General features: G+C 63.3%; 2 protein-coding genes and 1 tRNA gene. 2 read left to right on the top strand and 1 reads right to left on the bottom strand.

All coding sequences use genetic code 11. The annotated features are described in order from the left end of the window. Positions 1–172 precede the first annotated feature (172 nt). Positions 173–529 carry a helix-turn-helix domain-containing protein gene (locus AB0M45_RS30040; RefSeq protein WP_364336127.1) on the bottom strand — a complete coding sequence of 119 codons (357 nt, stop codon included), beginning with the start codon at positions 527–529 and terminating at the stop codon, positions 173–175. A gap of 143 nt (positions 530–672) precedes the next feature. On the opposite strand from AB0M45_RS30040, the gene AB0M45_RS30035 reads away from it, so the two are divergent. Continuing rightward, positions 673–1,545 carry an NAD(P)-binding domain-containing protein gene (locus AB0M45_RS30035; RefSeq protein WP_364336125.1) on the top strand — a complete coding sequence of 291 codons (873 nt, stop codon included), beginning with the start codon at positions 673–675 and terminating at the stop codon, positions 1,543–1,545. Between the two features lie 135 nt (positions 1,546–1,680). Beyond that, positions 1,681–1,765, top strand: a tRNA-Leu gene (locus tag AB0M45_RS30030). The last annotated feature ends 676 nt before the right edge of the window (positions 1,766–2,441 follow it).

Below are 2,441 nucleotides of genomic sequence, written 5' to 3'. Positions count from 1 at the left end.
CTAGCCACGCCACCCACATCGTGCAAAGTTGTGACGTGGAACATACGACGACCCCGGTTAGCCGTCAATTACGGGCTGTATGCACAAAATTAACTAATGTTACCAACTAGTAGCTTGATCTTTCGCTCGATGATGTTGCCAGAATGAAACATTCACTTTTGAAGGATTCACTTCAGGCCTGCTGATGTACCCGTTCCGCGCCGATCCGATCGATCCGCTCGCGGCCCCACGCGCCCAGCGGCTCGAGCGCGGCGTTCAGCGCGACACCGCGGTCGGTCAGCCGGTACTCGACACGCGGCGGGACCTCGCGGTACACGGTCCTTTCGACGATGCCGTCTTCCTCCAGCTCGCGCAGCTGCTGGATCAGCATCTTCTCCGAGACCCCCGGCAACCCCTTGCGAAGTTCGCCGAAACGCCGGACGCCGAAATTCTCCAGCTCCCACAGGATCAACGCCTTCCACTTGCCGCCGATGACATCCATCGCGGCGTCGATACCGCAGAAGTATGGTCCCGATCGCTTCGCACCCATCCTGCATCCTCTCTACCTGTTCGCATACCAATTAGTAAGTACCAGACAAATTAGTAGGTACTTGCCCACTCGCCGGGTATCGAGCAGTCTTGGTTGCGGCGCGCTGACCAGGACGTTCTCGACCCAAGGAGTTGAACCCCGCAATGGCGGAAACCACGAACACCCCGGTAACCATCCTGGGACTGGGCGCGATGGGCCAGGCCCTGGCCGCGACCTTGCTGAAGGCGGGCCTGTCGGCCACGGTCTGGAACCGCACCCCCGGCAAGGACACCGAACTCGTCGCCGCCGGAGCTGTCGGCGTCGCGACCGTCGAGGAGGCGATCAGTGCGGGCGGCCCGATCATCACCGTCCTGCTCGACCACGCTTCGGTGCACGCCACCCTCGACCCGGTGGCCGACCGATTGGCGGGGCGGCAACTGATCAACCTGACCACCACCGCACCGGCCGAGGCCCGCGAACTCGCCAGCTGGGCGGCCGGGCACGACATCGCCTACCTCGACGGCGGAATCATGGCGGTGCCGTCCATGATCGGCCAGCCCGGCGCCTCGATCCTCTACAGCGGCTCGCGGACCGTCTTCGACACCCACCGCGAGACGCTCGAATTGCTGGCCGCCGCAGAATACTTCGGCGATGACGCCGGCTTCGCATCGACCTACGACTTCGCCCTGCTCGCCGCCATGTATGCCATGTTCGGCGGCTTCCTGCACGGCGCGGCCATGATGCGTTCGGTCGGCGTGCCCGCCGCCGAATTCGCCCAGCGGGCCGCCGCATGGGTCACCGCGATGACCCAGACGCTCCCCCTGCAAGGCCAGGCCATCGATACCGCCGACTACGCCGGCCACTCCATCCAGCCCATCGCCTTCCACAAGGCGGCACTCGACGCGATCAACCGCGCCAGCCGCGACGCGGGCGTCACCCTCGACTTCGTCGCCCCCCTCAAGAACCTCCTCGACCGCCAGGTAGCCGACGGCTACGGTTCCCTCGCCTTCGAACGTACATTCGAAGAACTCCACTGACCCCCCGCGCGGGCCGCGCCGGGCAAATCCGGCCCGGCCCGCGCCGAACCACCCTCCGCAACCACCTAAGAATCCGCAGTTCAGGCCGCGATTTGGTCCACGCCCGGCGATCCGATAATCTTGCTGAGCACACCAGTCCGGGTGGCGGAATGGCAGACGCGCTAGCTTGAGGTGCTAGTGCCCTTTATCGGGCGTGGGGGTTCAAGTCCCCCTCCGGACACCGTTTTGACATGCATCCTCCGCAAATTTGCAGAGGATGCATTCTTTTTTGGGATGTGGACGGTGTCCAAAGGGGGTCCGGGCACCGTTGATCTGCAAATTTGCGTATGTAGCCGGTTAAAAGGCGTGGATGGCGACACCGGTGAGTGAGTGGTTCGGTCGTTGCGAGTCGGTGCGGCAGTCGAACCGCGGATCGTTCTGGCCGAGAGCTGGCACTTCGCTGTCGGGTGTCTCGCGGCGGTGTCTGTGTGCCTCGGGCGGGTGTCCGGTCAGGCGTCGGTGTGTGCCCTGTGGGCCGGCTTGGGTGGGTTGACGGGACTGTGCTGTTGTCACGGTGGGACGGCGTGGTCCGGGTCGCGGCTGTCGGCGCATGGCTGTGGGGCGGTGTTCGGTCTGCTCGTTGCGTCGCGGTGGTCTGTTCGGCAGCCGTGGTCGTCAGCTTCGTCTGCCGAGGCCGCATAGCTACCCGGTCTGGGATTCTCGGTTGAAAAGTCACCCAGCGTGGGTGCCTTTTTATTAATTGACAGTGAAAAGTCACCCAGTATGGGTGTATTCCGCTGAAAAGTCGTACAACGTGGGTGTCTGAGGAGCCGGAAAGCTTTCGGACAGCGAGTTTTTGGTTTCCTCAAGCTGCCTTGTTCCGTTCGAACCATTCGGACTCTACCTCGTTCGGTGTC

Source organism: Nocardia sp. NPDC051787, from assembly GCF_040681325.1.
In the GTDB taxonomy this organism is placed as follows: domain Bacteria; phylum Actinomycetota; class Actinomycetes; order Mycobacteriales; family Mycobacteriaceae; genus Nocardia.
This window is presented reverse-complemented; position numbering and strand designations above follow the sequence as displayed.